This is a genomic window from Pseudomonas sp. NFACC16-2, assembly GCF_900119205.1.
GTDB lineage: Bacteria > Pseudomonadota > Gammaproteobacteria > Pseudomonadales > Pseudomonadaceae > Aquipseudomonas > Aquipseudomonas fluorescens_Q.
In genome coordinates this window covers 164,288-183,175 of the sequence record NZ_FPIX01000003.1, presented here as the reverse complement: position 1 = coordinate 183,175, position 18,888 = coordinate 164,288, and the positions used below count along the sequence as shown (strand labels likewise).

Below are 18,888 nucleotides of genomic sequence, written 5' to 3'. Positions count from 1 at the left end.
AGTCTATCAGAACTTGCCTACACGTAAGAGATATTTGCGCCGAACTTAAGTTTCAGCAATGCCCGCAAATTTCTCACGCAATTTGTCGAGCGCGCGCTTGTAACGCATTTTTGTCGCGCTCAAACCCATATGCATTATGTCTGCGATCTCCTGGAATTCCAGCTCTGCGACAAATCGTAGCACCAGAATTTCCCGATCGATCGGGTTCACATAGACCAGCCAGCGATCGAGTCCCCCCTTCTCCTCGGGCTTGGGCGCCTTATCTTCCGACGCTTCCTCCAGAGGATCCAGGCTCAAAGCGTCCATCAAGCGACGCTTTCGCCGTTCCTTGCGATACTGCGTGATGCATTCGTTGTAGGTGATGCTGTAGAGCCAGGTCTTGAACTTCGATTTCCCCTCGAAGTTCTTCAGGCCATACAGCACCTTCAACATCACCTCCTGACAGACATCATCAGCATCGCGATCGTTCCCAAGATATCGTGCACAAACGTTAAATAATGTTCTCTGGTAACGGCGCATCAATTCTTCATAGGCGCGCGTTACGTGAAACAGCTCGGTATGCGCGCGCGCGACCAACTCCTCATCGGAGAGATCACGGGGGTCGTAGCGCGTAGATAGCGATTGGGGTTTGTTCAAAACAAGTCGGGCCGACAGTCTAGGTCAATGTGCGCCGCAGCCTGCGATAGCAGGCATTTTGCGGCGGCATACATTAGCAGGATTTGCCGGGTTAGCGGCTACTCACATGCTGTTCCAGCAGGATCCGATTGGAAAGCGACACCAGCTCGCCCTCCTCGGTCAGCAATGTGGTCTTCACCGTGCCAATCTCTTCGATCTGGCCTTCGACCTCGCCTACACGCACTTGTTGCCCAACCTCATACAATTCACGCACATAGATTCCCGCCAGTATCTGACCGGCGATTTCACGACTCCCCAATCCCATTGCCAGCGCAACCGCCAGACCAACGGTAATCAAAACGATCACGATCACGTGGTTGAGCAGGTCTGTCTTGACCTCCAACTGGCTGATCGCCACCGAAATACTGATGATGATCACCAGGCCCTGGGCAATTCGCCCTACGCCAGCGGCGTAGTCCAGCCCAACGCCCTCGGCCGCGCCGCGCACCAGCCCATTGGCCAGTTGCGCCAGCAGAACGCCAACCAGCAACACCAGCGCTGCACCAAAAACCTTCGGCAAATACAAGGCGAGCATATCGAGCGTCGCCGAAACTCGCTCAAGGCCAAGGGATTCTGCTGCGGAAACCAGGAAAATCAGCAATACAAACCAGTACACGATCTTGCCGACCAGGGTCGAGATCGGTACCTGGATGCCGCCACGGGACAGCAACTTGGTCAGGCCGGTGCCGCCCATCAGGCGATCGAGGCCCAGCTTGGCGAGCAACTTGGACAGCAGCGTGTCCAGCAGCTTGGCCACGACAAAGCCCAATAGCAGCACCACCAGTGCGCCGAAGAGGTTCGGGATGAAGTTAGCTACTTTGGTCCACAACGCAGTCATCGCCGTGACGAGGCTCTGGGTCCAGAGATCAAGTTCCATATTCAATCAGCCTTATCAGCGGTGCGAGTAACAGGTTTACGGCGGGAAACCGGCGAGAGATGGGCCGATCCGTTATTCAGGGCAATCATCAGCGCGGGCAACCAGCGGCCCAGCAGGCTGAACAGATCGCCGGCGCCGACCTGGCGGTTGGCGGTTTTCAGTACACGTCCCAGGCATGCATCGTCGTCCCGGCTGGACGGCGAAGCCTTGAGCATGTCGCGCAAAGACTGTTCAAACGGATCGTGCATACGCACCTCTCGTGATGTCTGTGGAAGACGCGATCAAATTTCGTCGGGTCACATGAAACCCCATCACACCCAGCGCAAACGACGGAACAACCACCACTGCCCCAGCGCCACGCAGATCATCAGCAAGCACGCGACCATGAAACCGTAGGGGCTTTCGGAAAACGGAATGCCGCCGACGTTGATACCCAGAAGGCCGGTGAGAAAACTCATCGGCAGGAAAATCCCGGTGACGATACCGAAGCGGTACATGGTGCGGTTCATGCGCACCGAAAGGCGTCGGTCTTCGGCCTCCAGCACAAGCCCCACGCGCTCTCGAGTCAATTCCAGCTCCTCGAGGTAACGGGTCAGGCTATTGTTCAATTCGTTCCAGTAGTCGCCGTCATCGTCGCAAAACCATGGCAGTTTGAGCCGCGTCATCTGGCCGAAGATGTCCCGCTGTGGCGCCAGGAATCGCTTGAGCCCGGCAGCCCGTCGACGGATGTGCAAAATGGCGTCGTGCTCGGGAGTATACCGTTCGTCGGTATCGAGTTTTTCTTCCTCGCCATCGACGATTTCGGAGAGGCACGTGACCAGGTCCTGCACCTTGTTGGTGAGGTATTGCGCCATGTAGAGGATGAGTTCGGACGCCGTCTTCGGGCCCTTGCCCTCGGCCAGTTGCGCCAGTAGCTCATCGGTGGCGCGCAACGGACGCAGGCGCAGGGAGATCACCCGCTGGGCGGACGCAAAGATCCGTACCGACACCATGTCTTCAGGTTCGGCGCCCGGATTGAGATTGATCCCCCGCAGGAACAGCAGCAGCTCGGCATTGGGCAACGGCAACAGCCGTGGCCGGGTGTTTTCTTCGAGCAGCAGGTCGCAGTTGAACTCGCTCAGGCCACTGGATTTGCGCAACCAGGTGTGGGTTTGCGGATGACTGCGATCCCAGTGCAGCCACAGGCTTTCATGGGCCTGCAACTGCAAATCGTCGAGTTCGGTCCGGGCTATGGAACGCGCGCCGCCTTTACCGTCCAGCACCAGGGCATGCACCAGCCCCCACTGCGCGTTTTCTTCCTCGAACATCCTCATCCCTTATGGCTGTACTGCTTCATTCAGGCATTTTCAGCGGGCTTGGCGAGACGATTACGCCGTTATTGTCCGCATAGACATACTCGCCCGGACGAAACGTCACGCCGGCAAAGGTCACCGGCACATTGAGTTCGCCAACGCCGCGCCGGTCGGTCTTCATCGGGTGACTGGCCAGGGCCTGGACCCCGAGGTCCGTCTGGGCAATGATGTCGACGTCGCGGATGCAACCATAGACCACCAGTCCTTCCCAGCCGTTTTTCGCGGCTTTTTCCGCCAGCATGTCTCCCAGCAGCGCCCGACGCAGGGAACCGCCGCCATCGACCACCAGCACCTTGCCGTTGCCCTTGAGTTCAACCTGCTCCTTGACCCGCGAGTTGTCTTCGAAGCACTTGATGGTCACGATTTCGCCGCCGAAGGAATCGCGGCCGCCGAAATTGCTGAACATCGGCTCCAACACCTGCACCAGTTCCGGGTAGGCGTCGCACAGGTCGGGCGTGAGGTAATGGTTCATCGAACAACTCCTGAAAGGCTGGAACGTCGGACTGAATGAGCAACCGTTTGTGACTGGAACCGCTTGAAGCGTCATATCTTAGCCGCAAGCCGACCAGAGCGAAATGCCCTTGTCAGAGCCTTCGCCTCAAACCGCCTCGGCCAACCGGGGCTGTTGCGCCAGCAAAGGGGCCTGCTGATCCTTGAGCCAACGCGCCACCAGTGGCCAGACTTCAAGATGCGCGGCCTTGCTCACCAGCATCTCGACGTGACCAAAATCTTCGGTGAACCCCTGTCCCCGGCCCAGGCAGACAAACTGCTTGTGCTCGGAACCGATCTGATCGAAGAGTTTGCGGCACGCCCAGGTCGGGTCCTGGTGATCGCCTGCGGCACTCACGGCCAACACCGGTAACTGGACATCGGCCAACCCGGCCCACCAGTTCTTCTCGGCATCGCCGAAACGTCCGAACAGGCCGTACCAACGCATGCTTTCCAGGGCCAGGCCGATGGGCTCGTCCTCGGGGCCGCGCTTGAGCCTTGAACCGGACAATTGGGCAAAACGCTTGAGAATGAAACGACCGCTCCACTCCACTGGCGGAATCTTCAGCGGCCAGTAGGTGCGGCTGACCTGGGTACCAAAAAACGCCGCCGAAGCCACCGCCGGCTTGCCCAGGTAATGGCCGCCCAAGGCGGCCGCCAGGGTGATGCCCCCCAGGGAATGACCGATCCAGTGAGGCACTTGCCCGCTCTGCTCACGCACGAAGGCACCAATGGCCGGCAAGTCGTAGCGGGCGTAGTCGGCCACGCGATTGTTGCGATAACCCTGGTTGCGCTGGGACAACCCATGGCCGCGCATCTCGGGGATCCAGACATCGAACCCCAGGCGTGTCAGGTACGCGCCCAGGCCCAGGCCCTTGGGGGAATACCAGAAGCGCCGATTGGAAAAACTGCCGTGCAACAGGATCACCGGGACCCCGCGGGTTTCGCAGGCGTCGGCCATGCCCAGCCGGGTGACGGCCAGTTCGACGCTGGCGTCCGGGCTGTTGCCGGGTTTCAAGCGATAGACGTCTTCGCTCAGATCACCGCGCCGCTCGGCGCTGATCAGGGCGACAGGAAAGAGGTTGCTGCTGCTTTGCATAATGCTCTTGCACAAAAAAGGGCGGCATCTGTCAGGAGCCCGCCCTACTTCAATCAAAAAGGGGTCGCGTAACTGTAACGCTGCTCATTGAAGAGGATAAGTGAAACCGTGGCGAGGGAGCTTGCTCCCGCTTGAGTGCGAAGCGCTCACAAGAAAGGGACTGCTACGCAGTCCAGCGGGAGCAAGCTCCCTCGCCACAATGAACTTCACCAGCCTTTAAACAATATTACCGTTGAGCGCCCCTTCACTCGATCAGACCGCCGCCTGACCCTCAGCCAGGAAGAACCAGGTTTCCAGCACGGAGTCCGGGTTCAACGAAACGCTTTCGATGCCCTGCTCCATCAGCCACTTGGCCAGGTCCGGGTGGTCCGAAGGGCCCTGGCCGCAGATGCCGATGTACTTGCCAGCCTTGTTGCAGGCGGCAATGGCGTTGGCCAGCAGCTTCTTGACCGCCGGATTCCGCTCATCGAACAGGTGCGCGATGATCCCGGAGTCGCGGTCCAGGCCCAGGGTGAGCTGGGTCAGGTCGTTGGAACCGATGGAGAAACCGTCGAAGAATTCGAGGAATTCTTCAGCCAGGATCGCGTTGGATGGCAACTCGCACATCATGATCACGCGCAAGCCATTGTCGCCACGGGCCAGGCCGTTTTCGGCCAGCAGGTCGACGACCTGGCTCGCTTCGCCCAGGGTCCGGACGAACGGCACCATGATCTCGACGTTGGTCAGGCCCATTTCGTTGCGCACACGCTTGAGGGCGCGGCATTCGAGCTCGAAGCAGTCGCGGAACGATTCGCTGATGTAGCGCGAAGCACCACGGAAGCCCAGCATCGGGTTCTCTTCTTCCGGCTCGTAGAGCTTGCCGCCGATCAGGTTGGCATATTCGTTGGACTTGAAGTCCGACAGGCGCACGATGACCTTTTTCGGCCAGAAGGCCGCCGCCAGGGTGCTGATGCCTTCCACCAGCTTCTCGACGTAGAAACCGACCGGATCGTTGTAACCGGCAATGCGCTTGTCGACGCTGTCCTTGATGTCCTGTGGCAGGCCGTCGTAGTTCAGCAGTGCCTTGGGGTGCACGCCGATCATGCGGTTGATGATGAACTCCAGGCGGGCCAGGCCCACGCCAGCGTTCGGCAGTTGCGCGAAGTCAAAGGCGCGATCCGGGTTGCCGACGTTCATCATGATCTTGAACGGCAGCTCTGGCATGGCGTCCACGGAGTTCTTCTTGATATCGAAGCCCAGTTCGCCCTCGAAGATGTAGCCGGTATCGCCTTCGGCGCAGGACACGGTCACGCCCTGGCCGTCCTTGAGCAGTTGGGTGGCGTTGCCGCAACCCACCACGGCCGGGATCCCCAGTTCACGGGCGATGATCGCCGCGTGGCAGGTACGCCCGCCGCGGTTGGTGACGATCGCGCTGGCGCGCTTCATCACCGGTTCCCAGTCCGGGTCGGTCATGTCGGAGACCAGTACGTCGCCGGCCTGGACCTTGTCCATCTCCGAGACGTCGTTGATGATCCGTACCTTGCCGGCGCCGATGCGCTGGCCGATGGCACGGCCTTCCACCAGCACGGTGCCGGTTTCTTTCAACAGGTAACGTTCCATGACGTTGGCCTGGGTGCGGCTCTTCACGGTTTCCGGACGGGCCTGCACGATGTACAGCTTGCCGTCGTCACCGTCCTTGGCCCATTCGATGTCCATCGGGCACTTGTAGTGCTGCTCGATGATCATCGCCTGCTTGGCCAGTTCGCTGACTTCGGCGTCGGTCAGGCAGAAACGCGCGCGCTCGGCCTTGTCCACGTCGACGGTCTTCACCGAACGACCGGCCTTGGCTTCGTCGCCGTAGATCATCTTGATGGCCTTGCTGCCCAGGTTGCGGCGCAGGATGGCCGGGCGACCGGCTTGCAGCGTGCCTTTGTGGACGTAGAACTCATCCGGGTTCACCGCGCCCTGCACGACGGTTTCACCCAGGCCGTAGGCGCCGGTAATGAACACCACGTCACGGAAGCCCGACTCGGTGTCGAGGGTGAACATCACGCCGGCGGTGCCGGTTTCGGAGCGGACCATGCGCTGCACACCGGCGGACAGGGCGACCAGCTTGTGGTCGAAGCCCTGGTGCACGCGGTAGGAAATGGCACGGTCGTTGAAAAGGGAGGCGAAGACTTCCTTGGCGGCACGGATGACGTTTTCCACGCCACGGATGTTCAAGAAGGTTTCCTGCTGGCCGGCGAAGGAGGCATCCGGCAGGTCTTCGGCGGTGGCCGAGGAGCGCACGGCGACGGCGATGTCGGGATTGCCTTCGGACAGCTTGGCGAAAGCGGTGCGGATCTCGGCGTTCAGTTTCTCGGGGAACTCGGCTTCCATGATCCATTGACGGATCTGGGCACCGGTCTTGGCGAGGGCATTGACGTCATCGACGTCCAAGGCATCGAGCGCATCGTGGATCTGCTTGTTCAGGCCGCTCAGTTCCAGGAAATCACGATAAGCCTGGGCGGTCGTGGCGAAGCCACCTGGTACCGATACACCGGCACCGGCGAGGTTGCTGATCATCTCGCCCAGGGATGCGTTCTTGCCCCCCACATGCTCCACATCATGGACGCCGAGCTTATCGAGGGAAACTACGTACTCTACCAAGGTGATCTCTCCACTAACTGTGTTGGAAAAGCTCAAGGCACCGGTGGCCCCAGGGGAGCGATGACCGGCGATATGGCCTGGACCTGGAAAATAAGTGAGAATGCGGACCACTGGCGGCCAGCAAATCGCGCCTATCATATCCAAGAATCGTCACTAGCTCACTAGCTTAAGGCCCAAGGCGCAAATGAAACGATCTGCTTTCTTTATCTCCGACGGCACCGGCATTACGGCCGAAACGCTAGGCCAAAGCCTGTTGGCACAGTTCGAAAACATTACCTTCGCCAAGTTCATACGGCCGTACATCGACAACGTCGACAAGGCGCGGGCCATGGTACAGCAAATCAATAAAGCCGCCGAAACCGACGGTTTCCGCCCGATTATCTTCGATACCATCGTCAATCAGGACATCCGTGAGATTCTCGCAACGTCCAATGGTTTCATGATCGACATTTTTTCCACGTTCCTGGCGCCCCTGGAACAGGAACTGAGCGAGCATTCCTCCTACTCGGTCGGCAAGTCCCACTCCATTGGCCACAACTCCAACTACATGGAGCGGATCGAGGCGGTCAACTTCGCGCTGGACAACGATGACGGCGCCCGCACGCATTATTACGACAAGGCCGACCTGATCCTAGTGGGGGTGTCGCGTTGTGGTAAGACACCGACGTGCCTGTACATGGCGATGCAATTCGGCATCCGCGCGGCCAACTATCCGCTGACCGAAGACGACATGGAGCGCCTGCAACTGCCCAGCGCCCTGCGCGCCCATCACCACAAATTGTTCGGCCTGACCATCGACCCGGACCGCCTCACCGCGATCCGCAACGAGCGCAAGCCCAACAGCCGCTATTCGAGCTACGCCCAGTGCGAGTTCGAAGTGCGCGAGGTGGAGAACCTGTTCCGGCGGGAGAACATTCCCCATATCAACTCCACGCATTTTTCCGTGGAAGAGATTTCGGCGAAGATCCTGGTGGAGAAAGGGGTGGAGCGGCGGTTTAAATAACCAGCCGGTGTGCCGGAAAAACCTGTGGGAGCGAGCTTGCTCGCGATGACGGAGTGTCAGCCAATATTGATCTTGCTGACCCGCCGCAATCGCGAGCAAGCTCGCTCCCACAAGGGATAGGAAGCCTTCCGGCCTATGGTTTCAACCGCTCAACCAACGCCTGCCCCACCGCCAGCGCCGACGCCGGGTTCTGGCCGGTAATCAGTTCCCGATCCTTCACCACATGGGACGTCCATGGCGCGGTATTGCTGCTGTAGCGCCCGCCCGCCTGCTCCAGCGCGGTCTGTGGATAGAATTTCATGGTCCCGCCGCCCAGCAACCCCTTGGCGAGTTCTTCTTCCTGGTTGCTGATCACCGTCATGTTGTACCCCTTGTAGATCCAGTCGGACGGGGGCGAGGCCTGGCCTTTGCTGGCCAACCGACCGACGAAGCCCTTGGCATCAGGCAAGGTCGACAGCAACGCGATCGGGCCGTGGCAGACCAGCGCGGTGGTCTTGCCCTTGTCATGGAAATGCGTCAACACCCGCCCCAGCGGTGCGCTCGTGAGCAAATCCTGCATGGGCGCATGCCCGCCGGGAATGTACAGGGCATCGAACTGTTCCAGACCGATCTGCTCGACACGGGCCAGGCTAATCACCGGTGAGTCCTTGGCCGAAGTGATGTTCAGTCGAGCCAGCAACGCCCGGTAACGCTCCAGCTCCGCCGGGTCATTATTGAAGTACATCTTGTCCTCCGAGGACCGGTCCAGCGTCGGCGCCTTGCCCTCCGGGGTGGCGAACGTCACGTGGTGACCGGCATCGAGCAACAGCTTCACCGGCTGCAGCAATTCGTTGAGGTAAAACCCGGTGGAGAAGACCTTGCCATTGTTCAGATCCAGATGATCGGAATCCGACAGGACCACCAGCACGTTATCGGCATGGGCCGCGACGCCAATACCCGCCAGAACGACAGACGTTGCCAAGGTCGTGAGCTTTTTCATGATGACTCCTGGATGTTTCGATAAAAGATGCGCTCACTGTATTGATGCCCTGACCGGCGATAAACTGGCGCGCCGGAACATCACTTGGCCCCTGGAGGCAACAATGGCACGCCGATTCGATTATCTGGCCGACGTGGAAGCCTTCGTCACGGTCGTGGAAAAAGGCACGCTCAGCGCCGGTGCCGTGGCGCTGGGGACCACGCCTTCGGTATTGAGCCGGGCCATCTCCCGCCTCGAAGCCCGGCTCGGCGTACAGCTGCTGCGACGCACCACACGGCGGCTGAACCTCACCGACGCCGGCACGTTGTACCTGGAACAGTCACGCTCGGCCTTTGCCCTGATTGACGACGCCGAGCGGCGAATCCAGGGCCAGGACGGTGTCTTGACCGGTCGCGTACGCTTGAGCGTACCGACCACCTACGGTCATTACCGCCTGCCCTCGCTGCTGTCGCGTTTCGCCGAGGCTTACCCGCAAGTTCGGGTCGAGTTGAGTATCACCAACCGCAATGTCGATCTGGTGGCCGAGGGGTATGACCTGGCGATCCGCCTTGGGCCGCTGCCGGACAGCGGCCTGGTCGGGCGCAAGCTCGAAGACGCCCGCCTGTGCCTGGTGGCCGCGCCGCACTACCTGGAACGCGCCGGAACACCCCGGCACGTCGATGAACTGGCTGCCCACGCGTGCCTGTCCTTCGTAATGCCCAGCAGCGGACGCATCGCTCCCTGGCTGTTTCGCGACAATCATGAAGACCGGGAATGGCTGCCGGCGGGCAATGTGCAAGTGTCCGATGATGTATTGGGTATCGTGTCCCTGGCACAGGCCGGGATGGGGATCTGCCAGACCTATGAATTCATTGTCCGGGAGCGAATCGAGCGTGGGGAACTGGTGGCTTTGCTGGAGGACTTTGGCGGGCGCAGCCGGCCCTTTTCAATCATCTACCCGCCCCATCGGCAATTGCCGGCGGCGGCACGGGCGTTGATTGATTTTTTGATCGAGCAATAGTGGGTAACGCCGGCCCCTGTGGGAGCGAGCTTGCTCCCACAGGGGTTTTGATGTGGCTGCAAGATTTGTGCGCTCCCGCAGCCTTCCTTTGGGAAGCTTTCTTGCTGCCACAGGCTCTACATTTAGTGGGCCGCAGCCGCCTGCTCTTCTATCTTCTTGCGCAGGCTCAGCGGGCGCATGTCGGTCCAGACTTCTTCGATGTAGGCCAGGCATTCCTTCTTGAACCCGCTTTTGCCGACGGTGCGCCAGCCTTCGGGAATCGCCTTGTAGTCTGGCCAGATCGAATACTGTTCTTCGTGGTTGACCACGACCTGAAAGACGATGTCCTCGCGGTCGAATACTGAAGTCATGGGTGTTTCTCCATCTTTGCTCGAGGTTCGCTGCAACACATGCGCAGCCAGGATATGAAAGGAACGTACGGCGCCGGGGAAAAATTAGCTGTCGGCCACGGCTGCCTTCAAGGCTCGCCCGAAAATCTCGGCGACCCGGTCGATTTCTGCCTTTGTAATGATCAGCGGCGGCAGAAAACGCACCACGCCGCCCTGCCGGCCACCCAACTCCAGGATCAGCCCGCGCTTGAGGCATTCGCGCTGCAACCGTGGCGCCAGGCCTGCATGCACCGGCGGATGACCGAGGGTGTCCGGCAGGCCCGTCGGATCCACCAGCTCGACGCCGAGCATCAGCCCACGACCACGGATATCGCCCAGTTGCGGGAAATCCCTCTGCAGGATGAGCAGGTGCTCGCGCAAGCGCTCCCCCATGGCGGCGGCGTGGGCCGGCAGGTTGTGCTCCAGCAGATAGCGCATCACCGCAGAACCTGCAGCCATGGCCATTTGATTGCCACGGAAAGTCCCGGCATGGGCACCTGGCAGCCAGGTGTCGAGCCAGTCGCGGTAGACCACCACGGCCAGCGGTAGACTGCCGCCGATGGCTTTGGACAGGACGACAACGTCCGGAATGATCCCGGCATGCTCGAACGCGAACATTTTGCCGGTACGGCCGAAACCGCTCTGGATTTCGTCGACGATCAACGCCACACCGGCCTGTTCCGTAATGCGCCGCAAACCGCGTAGCCAGTCAAAATCGGCCGGGATCACCCCGCCCTCACCCTGCACCACCTCGACAATCACCGCCGCCGGCAATTGCACGCCGGCCTCGGGGTCGTTCAGCAAGTTTTCCAGGTAATGCAGGTTGGCCTTCACGCCCTCGGCACCACCCAACCCGAACGGACAGCGGTAGTCGTAGGGATATGGCATGAATTGCACGCCATTGCTGAGCAAGGCGCCCAAGGGTTTCTTCGGCCCCAGGCTGCCCATCAGGCTCAACGCCCCTTGGCTCATGCCGTGATAACCACCCTGGAACGACAGCACGGTGCTGCGGCCGGTGGCGGTGCGCACCAACTTGAGGGCGGCTTCCACCGCGTCGGTGCCGGTGGGGCCACAGAACTGGATCTTCGCCTCGGCGGCCAGTTGCGCCGGCAACAGGCCGAACAGGTCCTGGACAAAGCGGTCCTTGACCGGCGTGGTCAAGTCCAGGGTATGCAAGGGCAGCTCATCGGCCAGCACCTGCTGGATCGCCTCGATCACCACCGGATGGTTATGCCCCAGCGCCAAGGTGCCGGCGCCGGCTAGGCAGTCGATGAAGGTGCGACCCTCGACGTCCTCGACATACAGTCCCCTGGCACGCTTGAGGGCCAAGGGAATCCGCCGTGGGTAGCTGCGGGCATTGGACTCCTGCCGACTCTGGCGGGCCAGCAGCGGCGACTCATTGAACTGGTAGAGCGTCTCTACCGGCGCAGGGCTGACCCGTGCCGGCTGTGCTTCGATAAGGCTGTTGGCGACTGACATCTCTCGACCCCCGCAATCCACTGTAAGTAGCGACCCAAAAGGCACACCGCACAGGTGCGTATCCGGTCGGGCGCACATGCAGGTTTCCTGTTGTGGAAACGCATCAGCGCGGCATGGATTTACTCTCCGGTCGAACTTTCCCTACCGGCTCGATCAATGACCTGTGTGGCGAGGGGATTTATCCCCGCTGGGCTGCGCAGCAGCCCTCAAGCCAGGGAACGAGGTGTATCAGGTTGATCGAGATGGCCGGTTTGGGCCCGCTGCGCGGTCCAGCGGGGATAAATCCCCTCGCCACACAGGTTCATCCACTTAGCCGAGCACTACCTGCACCGGCACCGTCAACTCGACCCGCAGCCCATCCGGGCGCGTGTCGAAATGCAGGCCGCAACCGCAACGCTGGACGATGGCCTGGACGATCGCCAGCCCCAGGCCGCAGCCGGTGCTCTGGCCATTGCGCCAGAAGCGCTGGGTCAGGTGCTGGATGTCGTCGGCGGCGATGCCGGGGCCGTGGTCGCGGACCTGGAAGCGCACGCGCTGGCCGACCATCTCCAGGCTCAGCTCCACATCGGTATCGTCCGGAGTATGGCGCAGGGCATTATCCAGCAGGTTGCGCAAGGCGGCGATGGAGAGCACCGCCGGCATCTGCACCGGTGCATCGGACAACCCTGGGGATACGTGCAGCCTGATCCGCCGGGAATCACTGCTAGCGGCATCCTGGATCGCCAGCCGGGCGACCTGCTCGGCGTTGCATTGCACGCCATCGTCGAACGACAGGCTACCTTCTACCCGCGCCAGCAGCAGCAACTGTTCGAGCGTGCGATGCATGCGGTCGGTGCCCTCCTCGGCCCGGGCCAGGGATTGGTCGCGGGCGGCGCCCTCGGTCATGCGCGCCACTTGCAGGTGCGTCTTGATCGCGGTCAGCGGGCTGCGCAGCTCGTGGGCAGCGTCGCCGGTCAGCCGTCGCTCGCGCTCGATGGTCTTGCCGATGCGCTGGAACAGCTGGTTCTGGGTCTCCAGCAGCGGTCGCAATTCGCTGGGCAGTGGATGGATCTGCAAGGGCTCCAGGGAATCGGCGCTACGCCGCATCAGCGCATCGCGCATGCGATTGAGCGGCGCCAGGCCCTGGCCGATGCCCAGCCACAACAGGCACAGGCAACCAAGCAATGCCACGCCCACCGGCACCGAGGCGGCCAGCAGTATCGACATGTTCAGGGCTTCGCGTTCGATCTGGCGGTCGGCGGTGGTGATACGCAAGTCACCCCGGGCCAGGGTGAAGCTGCGCCAGGGCGCGCCATCGATCATCTGGTCGTGGAAGCCCATTTTCTCGGCTTCCAGGGTTTGCTCTGGAGTGCCGTGGCTGCGGGCCAGAATCTCGCCGCGCAAGGAACTGACCTGACAGGCCATGCCGCCGGGAATGCTCAATTGCTCGGAGCTCAAGTGGGTGCCATCGCCCTTGCTGGGCAGCGGCGGCATCTGTTCCAGCAACCCGGCGACCATCCGCGCCGAAGCCACCAGGCGCTGGTCGAGGGAGAACATCATCTGGTTGCGCAGGTCACTGAGCATCCACGCCGCGGCCAGGGCCCAGATCAGGGCGAAAGCCGCGCCGAGGGTCAGGCTCAGGCGCAGTCGCAGGCTCATCACTTGGAGGACTCTCCACCTTCGGCCGGCCCCAGGCGATAACCCAAGCCGCGCACAGTCTCGACAATCCCGTTGCCCAACTTGCGCCGCAGGTGATGGATATGAACGTTGAGGGCGTTGCTTTCCAATTCGTCGTTGAAGCCGTAGACGCTGTCCTTGAGTTGTTCGGTGGACAGCACCCGACCGCGACTGTGCAGCAGCGCCTGCAACAGCGATTGCTCGCGCCGGGACAGATCCACCGGCTGGCCGTCCAGGGTGGTTTCCCGACTGCTGGGGTCGTAGGTCAGGCGACCGTGCTCGATCAGGTTGACGCTGCGCCCCGCCACGCGCCGCAGCAACGTGTGCAGGCGCGCCGCAAGCTCGCGCAGGTCGAAGGGTTTGAGCAGGTAGTCATCGGCGCCGGCCTGCAAGCCGTCGACCCGGTCGGTTACCGAGTCTCGGGCAGTGAGGATCAGCACCGGCGTCTGCATCCCCTGCTGACGCAGTTGCCTGAGCAGCTTGAGACCGTCCTCGTCGGGCAATCCCAGATCCAGCACCATGACGTCGAATTCCGCCACCCCGACCATCGCCCGCGCCGCCGATGCGGTGGCGACGTGCTCGACAGTCAGGCCCTGCGCCGTAAGGCCGGCAACGATCCCACTGGCAATCAACTCATCGTCTTCGCAGACCAGTACGCGCATGGTAAGCCCCGTGGAAAAAGGTACATTAGGCCGCCGGCCGATTAAGCCGACATTATGCGACGAGTACGGCCAACATGGGCGATCATTGCTGCCTGCCGGTCGTCGCCGGGTTAATCGACGGTTAATCGCCAGCCGCCATTGTGTTTTCCACTTGCTTCGTTCTAAGGCTTTATCCATGCGTCGATTGTTTTTGCTGTGGCTGTTCCTGATCTCGGGCCTGGCCCAGGCCGCCAATCCCTTCGAAACCAAACCCGATTTCCTGCCGGTGGAAAAGGCGTTCGTGTTTACCTCCGAACGCCTGGACTCCGGTGAAACCCAGCTGTTCTGGCAGATCGCCGATGGGTACTACTTGTATCAGCAGCGGCTCAAGTTCGATGGCCTGGCCGAGGCGCAAAAACCCAAGCTGCCGGAGGGTGAACCCCACAGCGACGAGTTTTTCGGCGACCAGCAGGTCTATCGCCAGGCGCTGGAGCTGAAGATTCCGGCCGGTGCCACGGGCAAGATCAAGGTCGGCTTCCAGGGCTGCGCCGACGCCGGCCTGTGCTATCCACCCCAGACCCAAGTGGTCGACCTGGGTGGCAGCGCACCGGTGGCGGCCCGCGGCGAGGCGCCGGACCAGGCCCTGGCCAGCGGCCTGCAACAACGGGCCTTGGGCTGGAGCCTGCTGGTGTTCTTCGGCTTGGGCCTGCTGCTGGCGTTCACCCCCTGTTCGCTGCCGATGCTGCCGATCCTGGCCGGGCTGGTGGTGGGCAGCGGCGCCGGGCCGAGACGCGGCCTGGCCTTGGCCGGCAGCTACGTGATCAGCATGGCCCTGGTGTACGCCGCCATGGGCGTGCTCGCCGCGCTGTTGGGCGCCAACCTCCAGGCGCTGCTGCAACAACCGTGGCTGCTGGGCAGCTTCGCGGCGGTATTCGTGTTGCTGGCGCTGCCCATGTTCGGCTTCTTCGAATTGCAATTGCCGGCCGCCCTGCGTGACCGCCTGGAAAACGCCGGGCGCCAGCGCCGCGGCGGCAGCCTGGTGGGTGCCGGGATCCTCGGGGCGCTGTCCGGCCTGTTGGTGGGCCCGTGCATGACCGCGCCGCTGGCCGGCGCGCTGTTGTACATCGCCCAGAGCGGCAATGCGCTGCACGGCGGGCTGATCCTGTTCACCATGGGCATCGGCATGGGCCTGCCACTGTTGCTGCTGGTGACGGTGGGCAACCGCTTCCTGCCCAAGCCCGGCGCCTGGATGAACCTGCTCAAGGGCGTATTCGGCTTCCTGTTCCTGGGCACCGCGCTGCTGATGATTCGCCCGATCATCGACGGTTCGTTGTGGGTCGGCCTGTGGGGCGTGCTGTTGTTGATCGCCGCCTACAGCGCCTGGCGCCAGACCGAAGGGTTCGGCCGCATCGCTTATGTCTGCGGCAGCGCTTCGTTGCTGTTCGGCCTGTGGGGCAGCCTGCTGGTGATTGGCGCCGCGGGCGGCGGCGATGATTTCTTCCAGCCCCTGAAGGTCTACGCCGGCACCGAGGGCCGCGCGACCGTCAGTGCCCACGATGCGTTCGTCACGGTCAGCGAGCCCGCCGCCCTGCAGCGGGAACTGGACGCCGCCAAGGCCCAGGGCCAGTGGGTGCTGCTGGACTACTACGCCGACTGGTGCGTGTCCTGCAAGATCATGGAAAAACAGGTCTTCGGTCGCAGCGAAGTGCTCGACGCCTTGAACGGTGTGCGCCTGCTGCGCCTGGACGTCACCGCCGACAGCCCCGCCAGCCGGGAACTGCTGGGCCGTTACCAAGTGCCGGGGCCGCCGAGCCTGCTGTGGATCGGCGCCGACGGTGAAGAACGCCGCAGCCAGCGGATCACCGGGGAAGTCGACGCCAAGGCGTTCCTGGAGCGCTGGAACCTCACCCGGGACGCGCGCTGATGCTGACGTTCACCTTGGGCACCTTTGCCATCGCCCTCAACCACCTGTTGCTCATCAGCGCCCTGGCGCTGGCGACCTTCGTGGGCTGGCGGGTGGCCAAGCGCGGGGGCGAAAACCCCGAATCGGTACTGTTCGTGCTGTTTCTACTGGGCCTACTGGCCGCACGGATCGGCTTCGTCGTCGCTTATTGGCAACATTACCGGGACGACCCTTGGCAGATCGTCGACCTGCGCGATGGTGGCTTCCTGGCCTGGCCGGGCATCGTCGCGCTGCTGATTGCCGCCTTGTTGTGGGGACGACGCCGTCCGCCCCTGCGCCGACCATTGGGCTTCGGCGTCGGCAGCGGCTTGCTGTTCTGGCTGGTGGCGACCCTGTCGTTGACGATTTATGAACAAGGCACCCGGCTGCCAGACATCACCCTGCGCACCGCCGACGGCGAGACCGTAAAACTCACCGATTACCAGGGCGGCCCCCTGGTGATCAATCTATGGGCCACCTGGTGCCCGCCCTGCCGGCGTGAAATGCCGGTGCTCGAAGAAGCCCAGCAACAGCGTCCGGACCTGACCTTCCTGTTTGTCAATCAGGCCGAAAGCATGCAAAGCGTCAGCACCTACCTCGCCACCCAAGGCCTGAGCCTGGACAACGTCTTGTTCGACGGCAGCGGCCGCCTCGGCCAGGCTGTCGGATCCATGGCCCTGCCGACCACCCTGTTCTACAGCGCCGATGGCCGCCTGCTGGGCAGCCACCTGGGGGAATTGTCGGAAGCGAGCCTGGCTCGCGCCCTGGAAAACTTCGAAACGCCGGACTCGTCCACAACGCCCCACTCCGCCACAAGGAAAACGCCATGCCCCGCCTCCGCCACCTGCTGACCCTGGCCGTCGCCACCGCACTGTCGCAGGCCCCGCTGCTCCAGGCCGAAGAATTGCCTGCAGCGATCAAGAGGATCGAAGCCAAGGGCGCGAAAATCATCGGCACCTTCGACGCGCCGGACGGCTTGCGCGGTTACGCGGCGCAATACCAGAACCGTGGCATGGCGCTGTACCTGACCCCGGATGGGCAGCACGTCCTGCTGGGTAACCTGTACGACGCCGACGGCAAGGACCTGAGCGCCGAGCCACTGCAAAAACTGGTTTATGCACCGATGGCCAAGGCCATCTGGGCGAAGATGGAGGGCAGCAACTGGATCGCCGACGGCAACAAGGACGCACCACGCACGGTGTACCTGTTCAGCGACCCGAACTGCCCGTACTGCAACATGTTCTGGGAACAGGCCCGGCCCTGGGTCAAGGCCGGCAAGGTGCAGTTGCGCCACATCATGGTGGGCATCATCCGCGAAGACAGCCCGGGTAAATCCGCCGCCTTGCTGGCGGCCAAGGACCCGGAAAAAGCCCTGGCCGAGCATGAAAAGGCCGGCAAGGGCAGCCCGCTCAAACCGCTCAAGGACATACCGCCGGCCATCCAGGCAAAACTGGACGCCAACCAACAGTTGATGGACGAACTGGAACTGTCCGCCACCCCGGCGATTTTCTATCTGGATGACAAAGGCGAGCTGCAACAGCAGCAAGGCGCGCCGTCGCCGGACAAGCTGGTGAAGATACTCGGGCCGAAGTAAAGCCCTGGACAAACACCTGTGGCGAGGGGATTTATCCCCGCTGGGGCGCGAAGCGGCCCCAATGCTGTCGACTTGGTTTGTCAGGTTCACCGAGGTGTCAGGTTTCAGGGCTGCTTCGCAGCCCAACGGGGATAAATCCCCTCGCCACAATTTCAGTGCTTGCGCGTCAGGAACTCCAGCAACGCCTCGGTCACGAACTGCGGATTCTCAAGATTGGAAATGTGCCCCGCGTCCGGAATCACTACATGGGGGCAACCGATCAGCTCGGCCATTTCCAGCGACTCGGACGGTGGACGCGGTTTGTCCTGGTCGCCAAACATCACCGTCGTGCGCTTGGCGTCCAGTTCATGCAGGCGCGGCAAGATATCGTCCCGACCGAAAATGATCCGCCCCAGCGGCACGATACTGGCGCGCAGGCGATCGGTTGGCAGCGCGGCCAATGTGGCGCGAAACTGCTGGTAAAGCGCCGATTGCGGGTCGATGCCCGGCCGGAAGAAGATCGGCACGATGATGTCCAGCAACGGCTCGGGAATGCTGCCGCTGGCTTCGATCTTGTCGAACAGTGAGAAGTAGTACTGACGGGTCTGCTCCGGCTCGACGCCGACGTAAGTGTCCATCAGCACCAGCGACTGGATCCGCGTGGGCGCCGCCAGCGCCAGCCGCGTCCCCCACATCCCGCCCACCGAAAGCCCGACCAGGTTGAAACAGTCGATGTTCAAGTGATCCATCAATGCCAATGCCTGACGAGCCAGGTCATCCAGGGAGGTCATGCCCTCAGGCAAACGCCCGGACTGGCCGTGCCCCCACAAGTCCAGGGCGATGACCCGATAATGCTGGGACAACACCTCGATCTGCGGCGCCCACATTGTGTGGTCCCACAGATAACTACTGCCCAGCAGCACCACCGGGCCCTGGCCTTGGTCCAGGTAGTGAAGCGGTTGTCCGTCAATGATTGCAAAGGGCATGGTGACCTCCTTGTTCGTGTCTGGAAAAAGCCTTGGGAGACTGAGCCGCGAAGCGCGAGGCGTCAACCTTGGGTTTTGCGCTGTTCGTGCAGCCGATATCGCGAGTGAGCTCCCGCATGGGATTCGTGTCGATCACAAACC

General features: G+C 62.1%; 18 protein-coding genes. 5 read left to right on the top strand and 13 right to left on the bottom strand.

Annotated elements, in window-relative coordinates; all coding sequences use genetic code 11:
* Positions 1-45: 45 nt before the first annotated feature.
* From sigX to ppsA, 7 genes are all read right to left on the bottom strand, one after another.
* Positions 46-636: an RNA polymerase sigma factor SigX gene (gene sigX, locus BT116_RS05185; protein WP_003183614.1), complete on the bottom strand. Its 591-nt coding sequence runs from the start codon at positions 634-636 to the stop codon at positions 46-48.
* A 91-nt stretch (positions 637-727) separates the two neighbouring features.
* The gene (locus BT116_RS05180) at positions 728-1,552 is read right to left on the bottom strand and encodes a mechanosensitive ion channel family protein (RefSeq protein ID WP_003199523.1); all 825 of its coding nucleotides are present in this window, start codon (positions 1,550-1,552) and stop codon (positions 728-730) included.
* A 2-nt stretch (positions 1,553-1,554) separates the two neighbouring features.
* Positions 1,555-1,800, bottom strand: a complete 246-nt coding sequence (locus tag BT116_RS05175) for a hypothetical protein (RefSeq protein ID WP_003199521.1) — start codon at positions 1,798-1,800, stop codon at positions 1,555-1,557.
* A 63-nt stretch (positions 1,801-1,863) separates the two neighbouring features.
* Positions 1,864-2,859 carry a zinc transporter ZntB gene (locus BT116_RS05170; RefSeq protein WP_063322265.1) on the bottom strand — a complete coding sequence of 332 codons (996 nt, stop codon included), beginning with the start codon at positions 2,857-2,859 and terminating at the stop codon, positions 1,864-1,866.
* 25 nt (positions 2,860-2,884) lie between these two features.
* Positions 2,885-3,376, bottom strand: coding sequence for a ribonuclease E activity regulator RraA (rraA, locus tag BT116_RS05165; protein WP_003199517.1), 492 nt, complete (start codon positions 3,374-3,376; stop codon positions 2,885-2,887).
* 126 nt (positions 3,377-3,502) lie between these two features.
* Positions 3,503-4,492 carry an alpha/beta fold hydrolase gene (locus BT116_RS05160; RefSeq protein ID WP_072340726.1) on the bottom strand — a complete coding sequence of 330 codons (990 nt, stop codon included), beginning with the start codon at positions 4,490-4,492 and terminating at the stop codon, positions 3,503-3,505.
* Positions 4,493-4,744: 252 nt separating this feature from the next.
* Positions 4,745-7,120 (bottom strand): phosphoenolpyruvate synthase, encoded by a 2,376-nt coding sequence (ppsA, locus tag BT116_RS05155; RefSeq protein WP_072340723.1) that lies wholly within the window; start codon positions 7,118-7,120, stop codon positions 4,745-4,747.
* Positions 7,121-7,304: 184 nt separating this feature from the next.
* On the opposite strand from ppsA, the gene BT116_RS05145 reads away from it, so the two are divergent.
* A complete protein-coding gene (locus BT116_RS05145) occupies positions 7,305-8,123 on the top strand; it encodes a posphoenolpyruvate synthetase regulatory kinase/phosphorylase PpsR (RefSeq protein ID WP_025212674.1) in 819 nt (272 codons plus the stop codon).
* Between the two features lie 133 nt (positions 8,124-8,256).
* Here BT116_RS05145 and BT116_RS05140 read toward each other — a convergent pair whose 3' ends face one another.
* Entirely contained in the window at positions 8,257-9,102 is an 846-nt protein-coding gene (locus BT116_RS05140) for a type 1 glutamine amidotransferase domain-containing protein (RefSeq protein WP_072340716.1), read from the bottom strand.
* Between the two features lie 103 nt (positions 9,103-9,205).
* Between BT116_RS05140 and BT116_RS05135 the strand changes: the two genes are divergently transcribed.
* Positions 9,206-10,102, top strand: coding sequence for a LysR family transcriptional regulator (locus BT116_RS05135; protein WP_072340714.1), 897 nt, complete (start codon positions 9,206-9,208; stop codon positions 10,100-10,102).
* Between the two features lie 122 nt (positions 10,103-10,224).
* Here the strand turns inward: BT116_RS05135 and BT116_RS05130 are convergent, their stop codons facing one another.
* From BT116_RS05130 to BT116_RS05115, 4 genes are all read right to left on the bottom strand, one after another.
* Positions 10,225-10,452, bottom strand: a complete 228-nt coding sequence (locus BT116_RS05130) for an MbtH family protein (RefSeq protein ID WP_072340711.1) — start codon at positions 10,450-10,452, stop codon at positions 10,225-10,227.
* Between the two features lie 84 nt (positions 10,453-10,536).
* Positions 10,537-11,949 carry an aspartate aminotransferase family protein gene (locus BT116_RS05125; protein WP_072340709.1) on the bottom strand — a complete coding sequence of 471 codons (1,413 nt, stop codon included), beginning with the start codon at positions 11,947-11,949 and terminating at the stop codon, positions 10,537-10,539.
* A 309-nt stretch (positions 11,950-12,258) separates the two neighbouring features.
* Positions 12,259-13,590: an ATP-binding protein gene (locus BT116_RS05120; protein ID WP_072340706.1), complete on the bottom strand. Its 1,332-nt coding sequence runs from the start codon at positions 13,588-13,590 to the stop codon at positions 12,259-12,261.
* On the bottom strand, positions 13,587-14,267 hold the full coding sequence (locus tag BT116_RS05115) for a response regulator (protein ID WP_072340703.1): 681 nt from the start codon (positions 14,265-14,267) through the stop codon (positions 13,587-13,589). The genes BT116_RS05120 and BT116_RS05115 overlap by 4 nt, the downstream gene beginning before the upstream one ends.
* 175 nt (positions 14,268-14,442) lie before the next feature.
* On the opposite strand from BT116_RS05115, the gene dsbD reads away from it, so the two are divergent.
* From dsbD to dsbG, 3 genes are read left to right on the top strand one after another with little or no spacing between them, the layout of a single operon-like run.
* Complete coding sequence (gene dsbD, locus BT116_RS05110; protein ID WP_072340700.1) at positions 14,443-16,170, top strand: protein-disulfide reductase DsbD; 1,728 nt, start codon at positions 14,443-14,445, stop codon at positions 16,168-16,170.
* Entirely contained in the window at positions 16,170-17,039 is an 870-nt protein-coding gene (locus tag BT116_RS05105) for a TlpA family protein disulfide reductase (protein ID WP_072340697.1), read from the top strand. The genes dsbD and BT116_RS05105 overlap by 1 nt, the downstream gene beginning before the upstream one ends.
* Positions 17,015-17,782 carry a thiol:disulfide interchange protein DsbG gene (gene dsbG / locus BT116_RS05100; protein WP_072340694.1) on the top strand — a complete coding sequence of 256 codons (768 nt, stop codon included), beginning with the start codon at positions 17,015-17,017 and terminating at the stop codon, positions 17,780-17,782. The genes BT116_RS05105 and dsbG overlap by 25 nt, the downstream gene beginning before the upstream one ends.
* 152 nt (positions 17,783-17,934) lie before the next feature.
* Here the strand turns inward: dsbG and BT116_RS05095 are convergent, their stop codons facing one another.
* Positions 17,935-18,747, bottom strand: a complete 813-nt coding sequence (locus tag BT116_RS05095) for an alpha/beta fold hydrolase (RefSeq protein ID WP_072340691.1) — start codon at positions 18,745-18,747, stop codon at positions 17,935-17,937.
* Positions 18,748-18,888: the final 141 nt, after the last annotated feature.